The organism is Streptosporangium sp. NPDC050284, from assembly GCF_044459525.1.
Classification (GTDB): domain Bacteria; phylum Actinomycetota; class Actinomycetes; order Streptosporangiales; family Streptosporangiaceae; genus Streptosporangium.
Window position 1 is genome coordinate 262,808 of record NZ_JBITIZ010000013.1, and the last position, 7,332, is coordinate 270,139.

General features: G+C 67.6%; 3 protein-coding genes. 1 reads left to right on the top strand and 2 read right to left on the bottom strand.

All coding sequences use genetic code 11. The annotated features are described in order from the left end of the window. Nucleotide 1: 1 nt before the first annotated feature. Nucleotides 2-1,597 (top strand): monocarboxylate uptake permease MctP, encoded by a 1,596-nt coding sequence (gene mctP / locus ACIBH4_RS28720; protein WP_362766019.1) that lies wholly within the window; start codon nt 2-4, stop codon nt 1,595-1,597. 57 nt (nt 1,598-1,654) lie between these two features. Here the strand turns inward: mctP and ACIBH4_RS28725 are convergent, their stop codons facing one another. Both ACIBH4_RS28725 and ACIBH4_RS28730 read right to left on the bottom strand, forming a co-directional pair. Beyond that, a complete protein-coding gene (locus ACIBH4_RS28725) occupies nt 1,655-4,975 on the bottom strand; it encodes a PQQ-dependent sugar dehydrogenase (RefSeq protein ID WP_362766021.1) in 3,321 nt (1,106 codons plus the stop codon). A 187-nt stretch (nt 4,976-5,162) separates the two neighbouring features. Then, complete coding sequence (locus tag ACIBH4_RS28730; RefSeq protein ID WP_362515884.1) at nt 5,163-6,338, bottom strand: TIM barrel protein; 1,176 nt, start codon at nt 6,336-6,338, stop codon at nt 5,163-5,165. Nucleotides 6,339-7,332 lie beyond the last annotated feature (994 nt).

A 7,332-nucleotide genomic window follows, 5' to 3' on the forward strand; every position in this document is an offset into this window, starting at 1 on the left:
GATGGAAGCCCACCTCACAGAGATCATCGTCTTCTCCGTGCTGTTCCTGGTGGTCAGCGGCATGGGGTTCGTGGCCGCGCGCTGGCGCCGCCCGGAGAACCTGGCCAGCCTCGACGAGTGGGGACTCGGCGGCCGCAACTTCGGTGCGTGGGTCACCTGGTTCCTGGTCGGCGGCGACCTCTACACCGCCTACACCTTCGTGGCCGTACCCGCCCTGCTCTGGGGGGCGGGCGCGATGGGCTTCTTCGCGGTGCCGTACACCATCGTGGTCTACCCGATCGTGTTCCTGGTGCTGATCCGCCTCTGGTCGGTCTCGCACGTGCACGGCTTCGTCACCCCGGCCGACTTCGTCCGGGCCAGGTTCGGCTCCCCCACGCTCGCGCTGCTGGTCGCGATCACCGGCATCGTCGCGACGATGCCCTACATCGCGCTCCAACTCGTCGGCATCGAGGCCGTGCTGAAGTCGATGGGGGTGACCGGTCACCTGCCGATCATCATCGCGTTCGCGATCCTGGCCGCGTACACCTACCAGTCGGGCCTACGCGCGCCCGCGCTGATCGCGTTCGTCAAGGACACGCTGATCTATGTCGTGATCCTGGTCGCGATCTTCGCGATCCCCGCCCAGATCGAAGGTGGCTGGTCGGGCATCTTCGACGCCGCCCAGGCCAAGTTCGACGCCAGCGCCGCGCCCGGCGACGGGATCCTGCTCAACGCGAACAACCAGCTGCAGTACGTCACGCTCGCCCTGGGCTCGGCGCTCGCGCTGTTCCTCTATCCGCACAGCGTCACCGGCATCCTCGCCTCCAGGAACCGCGACGTGATCAAGCGGAACATGTCGGCGCTCCCCGCCTACAGCCTGCTGCTCGGCCTGATCGCCCTGCTGGGTTTCATGGCCATCGCGGCCGGGATCAAGCCCATCGGCACCGACAACAACACGATCGTGCCCCAGCTGTTCGACAGGATGTTCCCCGACTGGTTCACCGGCGTCGCCTACGCCGCGATCGGCATCGGCGCGCTGGTCCCCGCGGCCATCATGTCCATCGCCGCGGCGAACCTGTTCACCCGCAACATCTACAAGGAGTATCTGAAGCGAGACGCGAGCGACGCCGACGAAGCCCGCGTCTCCAAGATCACCTCGTTGCTCGTCAAGGTCGGCGCGGTGCTGTGCATCCTGTTCCTCGACACCGGCTTCTCCATCGACCTGCAGCTCATCGGCGGTGTCATCATCCTGCAGACGCTCCCGTCGGTGGCGCTCGGCCTTTACACCCGCTGGTTCCACCGGAGCGGCCTGATCGCCGGGTGGGTCGCCGGCATGGGGGCCGGGATGCTCCTGCTCTACAACATCGGCAACCCGGCCACCGGCAAGCTGCACTTCGCGGGGTCGGCGTTCCCGCTGGAGAAGCTGGGCCTGGACACCAAGATGACGATCTACGCGGGCATCCTCGCCCTCGCGGTCAACCTCGCCGTCGCCGCGCTCGGCACCGTCATCGCGCGTTCCGCCAGGATGGCCGAAGGCGACGACTCCACCAAACCCGACCACTACTTCGCCGACGAGGGCGACCCCAGGATCAAGGACCTGGACCTCAGCGCCCCCTGACACCTCCACGCCGAACGCGGGGGGAGAGCCGGTCGGGCCCTCCCCCCGCGCCCCGCGTCAGCCGCCGGCCGGGGCGCGCAACTGCGCGATCAGCGCCTGCCCGTCCCGTACGAGCACGTCACGCGCCTTCGTGTCGGGCACCCAGAGCTCACGCTGGGCGAGCTTCACGAAGGCCTCCAGCGAGGCGATCGCGGCGTTCTTCCTCCCGGCCTCCGCGTGCTTCCTCGCCTGGTCGAGCTGGACATCGAGGACGCCGCCCCGCGCCGAGCCCTCCGCCTTGAAGCGGTCGAGGAGTTTGCGCACGTCGGCGAAGGAGGTCGTGACCTCGAACGCGACGGTCTGCTTCGTGACGTGCCCCGCCTTGTCCTTCGCGGTGACGGTCAGCGTGTGCTCGCCGAGCGCCAGCTTCGACAGGGCGATCGCCTTACCGGAGACCACCTGCAGGTCACCGATGGCCGCCGTCACGCTCGCCACTCCCGAGGCCGCGTCGGACGCCGAGAAGACGGGCGTGATGAACGCGGAATCGCCGTACTTACCCGGCTCCACCCCGCTCACCGACAGGACCGGGGCGGTCTTGTCGATCCGCGCCGTGACGGTGCCGATCTGCGAGACGTTGCCCGCGTTGTCGGTCGCCCGGTAGCGCACCTCGAGGGCACCCTCCGCGCTCAGGGTGACCGGGTTGTTGGCGTTCAACCATGTCGTGCCGCCGTTGAGCGAGTACTGCCTGCTCGCCACCGTGCCGTTGTCGGTCGCGGTGACCGTCAGCGTGACGTTCCCGGTGTACCAGCCGTTCTCCCCGCCCGGCTGGGCCGGGGCGAGCGTGGCCGACACGGTCGGGGGCGTCTTGTCGGCGACACCGTCGCCCTGGAAGGTGAACCCGTCGACCTCCACGCCGCCGGTCGAGGTGACGTAGAGCTCGCCGCTGCCGGTCGGGGCACCGGTGAGCGCGGCCTCCACGCTCTGCCAGCCCGATCCGGCGGGCACGGTGACGGTGGCGAACGGCTCCGCCGTCTCCGAGCCCCATCGCAGGGAGAGCGTTCCCGCACCGGAGGCGCGGGTCTTCACCCCGGTGACGCCGGCGAAGTTCACCGGGTCGTACGAGATCCAGTCCCCGGCGTCGAACGACGTGATCTTCGCCAGGCCGGACGCGCTCGCGTCCTCCACCTTGGTGACGCCGCTGCTCGCGTCGGCGTGCTCGGCCTGCAGTTCCTTGGGGTTGAGGATGAGCGTGGCGTCGCCGAGCGCCCCCGGGATGTCACCGGCGCCGTTGTCCCGGTAGCTCACGACGACGACGCCGAAGATGTTCTCGGTCTCACCGTGCTCGGGGGCGTCGGCCGGTGTCGGCCATGCGCCCGAGCATCCGGAACCGAGGGTCTCCGGGTGCGCGTGCGTGTCGTGGCCGAGACCGAAGGTCCACTGCACCCGGCTGCACACCGGGTTGTCGCCGTCCTCCTTGTCGGAGACCTTGATCTGGAACGGCACCGCGTCGCCCCAGTTGAAGAAGGAGCCGTTGCCCGGTGCCTGGATGGTCACCTCGGGCGCGGTGTTGCCCACGGTGATCTCGGTGGAGGTGAGCCCGAACTTGCCCTGCGCGTCGGTCACGCGGAGCCTGGCGACGTACTGCCCGAGCGTGGGGTAGGTGTGCGAGGCCGTCACACCGGTGGCGTCAAAGGTCCCGTCGCCGTCGAAGTCCCAATCGTAGGTCAGCGGGCCCGGCTCGGCGTCGGTCGACGAGGCCGCGCTGAAGTCGACGGTGAGGGGTGCGGTGCTGCCCGACGACGGCTTGGCGACGATCTTCGCCTGCGGGGTCTTGTTCCCCTCGGCGTAGTCGATGCGGTATAGGCCCGCGTCGGGGTTGGCGCGGAAGAAGCCGTCACCGTAGTCGAGCACGTACAGCGACCCGTCGGGGCCGAACTCGATGTCCATCGGGCTGTCGGTGATCGGCATCGCCGCCGCCGTCAGAGCGCTGTTGGGCAGGAAGTGTTCGAGTTTGGTCACCGGCCCGCCAGGCGCCGTCACGGTGAACGCCGCGAGATAGTCCTGCGAGAACTCGGCGAAGAAGAACTTCTTGTCCCAGTAATCGGGGAACTTCGTCGTCGAGGGGTTCGCCGCGTCGTAGTGGTAGACGGGACCGCCCATCGGTCCCTGGCCGCCCGCGGGCTCGAAGTCGGTGAGCCCGGCCCACTCCGCGGGCTGGTGGGTGTTGTTGTCACCGTAGTAGAGGGTGGCCGGGGTCGCGGGCGGCAGCTTGTCCACGCCGGTGTTCCAGCGGGAGGTGTTCACCGCTCCCGCCGCGCAGTCGAACCACTCACGCGGTGTCGCGGTCGCGAAGTTCCAGTCGTTGTAGTTGAAGTGGTTCCCCGTGCAGTAGGGCCAGCCGCCGTTCATCGGCTTGTCGATGGGGGTGACGTCCCACTCGACGTAGCCCATGGGTCCCCGGGCGGGGTCGGGCGCCCCGGCGTCGGGACCGTAGTCGCCCCAGGAGACCGTACCGGTCACGTCGTCGACGTCCATGCGGAAGGGGTTCCGCACCCCCGTCACGAAGATCTCGGGACGCGTCTTGGCCGTTCCCTGCGGGAAGAGGTTGCCCGCCGGGACGGTGTAGGAGCCGTCCTCCTTCACGGTGATCCGCAGGATCTTGCCGCGCAGGTCGTTGCTGTTGCCCGCGCCACGCCGCGCGTCGAGGCCGGGGTTCATCCCCGGGGCGTCGTTGTTGGGCGCCATGCCGTTGGCGCCGGGCGTGCCCGCGGGGGTGTTGTCGCCGGTGGCGAGGTAGAGGTTGCCCTCGGCGTCCCAGTCCATGTCGCCCGCGACGTGGCAGCACTGCCCGCGCTGCACCTCGACCTTGATGATCACCTGCTCGGTGGACAGGTCCAGCGCGTCACCGGTCCACTTGAACCGTGACAGCTGGTTGTAGCCCTTCCACTGGTTCCAGTACGACTCGTCCGCGCCCGCGGGCAGCGAGTTGGGCGCGGAACCGGTGGGGGTCGTCTCCGGGTACGGCGCCGTCATCGTCTTCGGCGCGTAGTAGACGTAGACCCACTTGTTCTCGGCGAACCCGGGGTCGATCGCGATCGTCTGGAGGCCGTCCTCGGAGTTCGCGTAGACGGGGATCGTGTTAATGATCTTGGTGATACCGGTGGCGCCGTCGGTCAGGCGGATGTCACCGTTGCGGGCGGTGTGCAGGACTCTTCTGTCCGGCAGGACCGCCATGTCGATCGGCTCGCCGACGTTCTTGGTCAGCGTGATCTTCTCGTAGTTCGACCAGTTCGTGGCCGCGTCCTGGAGCTGGGCCTGTGCGGGGGCGGCGCTGGGCACCGCCAGGGGAAACAGCAGGGCGGCCAGTGCTCCGCCGAGCGTGGCGCGGGTAAGCTTCAACTTCCTGAGCCTCTTCTTCAGGGGGGTATCAGGACATGGCGGACCGCCACGCGTGCCGCGGCAACGGCTTCGATCACGTGGCGGTCCGCCGAACCCTTCGGATCCTCTGGATCCTTCCTCGGGTTCTTCCTCGGATTCTTCTTCGAGGTGTGTGCTCTGAGGTGTGGTTAAGGTGTGCGCCGAGCTCTCAGTGACGGCGCAGGGCGGAGAGGTTCTTGTAGCTCAGGTCGGCGTACTGGAGCGAGCGGCCCGGCTCGGCGGTCCCTCCGGGCGCGTTGTCCTGCTCGTACATCGGGTTGTGGCGCTTCTCGATGTCCAGCTTGGAGAAGAAGGCCTTGTAGTCGATGTCACCGGTTCCGAACGGCACCATGTCGTAGCCGTTGGCGGTGGTGTTGGACTTCCCGTCCTTGGCGTGGAACAGCGGGAACCGCTTGTCGTTCTGCCGTACGAGCTTCAGAGGGTCGAAGATGTCGGTCCGGGTGACGCCGTTGCGCGCGACGTACTCGCGGTGCTTGTGCTGCGCCACGTGCGCCCAGTAGATGTCCAGCTCGAGGTAGACGTCCCTGCGGTTGGTGATCTCCAGGAAGTACTCCAGCTTCCGGATACCCGACGAGCGGGTGGGCCGGCCCAGCTCGTCGAGAGGGCCCTCGTCGAGAAGGAAGCTGTAGGCCGCGTCGTGGTTGTGCGTGTACAGCTTGAGACCGGCGGCCGAGGCGAGCGCGCCGAGACCGTTCCACTTCTGGGCGGCGAGGTCCCAGTCCGCCTTGTAGGCGCTGTTGGTCGGGTCGCTGCCGGTGCCCACGTGCTCCATGCCGAGGATGTTGGCGATCTCCAGCGTCCTCTTGAAGCGGTCGAGATCGGCCTGGGTGAGCGGCCAGGAGCTGGGAATGAAGCCGTGGTTGCCCTGGGCCTTGAGCCCGTTGTCGTCGAGCCACCGGCGCAGCAGCCGGGCACCCTCGACGGTCTCCAGGTCGGCTCCGCCCTCCGCGTTCGCGTGCTGGCGGTAGCCGGCGAACTCCACCTGCTTGTAGCCGATCCGGGAGAGCTCCTCGAACACGCGCCGGAAGCCCGCCGGCAGGTTCATCGCCGGGTCGCGGGAGACGACGTCACGAACCGTGTAGAGGATGATGCCCCGCTTCGCCTCCGGCACCAGGGCGTCCTGGTGGCCGTGGCCGTGGCCCTTCCCGCGCTCCTGGTCGCCGCCGGGGGACGCGTACGCGGCCGACGCGAGCGGACCCACCGCCGACATGGCGGCCACCGCGGTGACCCCCGTCGTGGCGGCGAGGAACTGGCGGCGGTTCAGCCCGAGCCTACGGCGCAGCGCGCCCGCCATCTCGTCGGTCTCTTCTTCGTGTGCACTCATGATTTCCTACCTCCGTGTGGGTGGATGGAGCCCCGCGGTCCCCGATGCCTCAGCCGGATGACCGCCGACTCCCTTCCGCCGCAGGCCTCGGCCCTACCGGCGGGTCACCTCTTCGAGGAGATCCGCCTGCGGACGCCGTCGACCGACTCACTTCGTCCTCTCGGTGGTGTGCAGAGAACTTGGCGTGGAAGTTACGCGTCTTCTGCACCTTTTGGAAGAACTTTTGCCATGATCACTTGAACTTTCTACGGCGGACGACCAAAGTCCCTCCGGAGTGCAGCCTCACCTGACACACCCAGGCACACCCCAGGTCGGGGAATCTTCCCTGATCAGGTGGGGTGGCCCCTCGTGGAACGTCGCAATAGACTCGGTTTGTAACAATATGGGCAAACAGCCCCACGAGACACCCCAGAGACGCCCCTCCTCCAGGGCTCTCACTCGACTCGACCTGCGTCTCGCCAGCCACTCCCACCCCCACCCCGACACGAGTGATCACAGAACGTATTCAGCGATGGCTTCGGGCGATTATGCTGGAACTTTTGTCGAAAATCGACAAAAGTAGTCGACTGTGAGCCGTCGCCTGTGGGGCCGTCGTCGTCAAGGAGAGCCGATCATCCCGGCGAGGAGAAGAAGGGACAAGGAGGGAAACGCCGCCCCCGCCTCGCACACCTCAGCGTAGGTCGAGCATCACTTTCGGATCATGAGCATCACTACGACGATCATGCTTCAGCTGCCCCTACGCGCCTGCCGGCCCGGAACGCGGAGGCTCGGGAGCCCTGGCCTTCAACGCCTGGAAGTCCGGAACACCGCCAGAGCGCCGCCGGGACACCGCTGGGCCACCCGGGAGCGCCGCTGAAAAAAGGGGGGCCGTGAAAGCACGAAAGGGCCCCCACCAAACAGTGGGAGCCCTTTTCGTAAAAGATTGTCCGGCGGTGACCTACTCTCCCACACCGTCCCCGGTGCAGTACCATCGGCGCTGAAGAGCTTAACTTCC

Bases quoted from the DNA above. Each gene is read 5' to 3' on its own strand.
- mctP (WP_362766019.1), top strand. From the start codon at position 2: ATGGAAGCCCACCTCACAGAGATCATCGTCTTCTCCGTGCTGTTCCTG.
- ACIBH4_RS28730 (WP_362515884.1), bottom strand. From the start codon at position 6,338: ATGAGTGCACACGAAGAAGAGACCGACGAGATGGCGGGCGCGCTGCGC.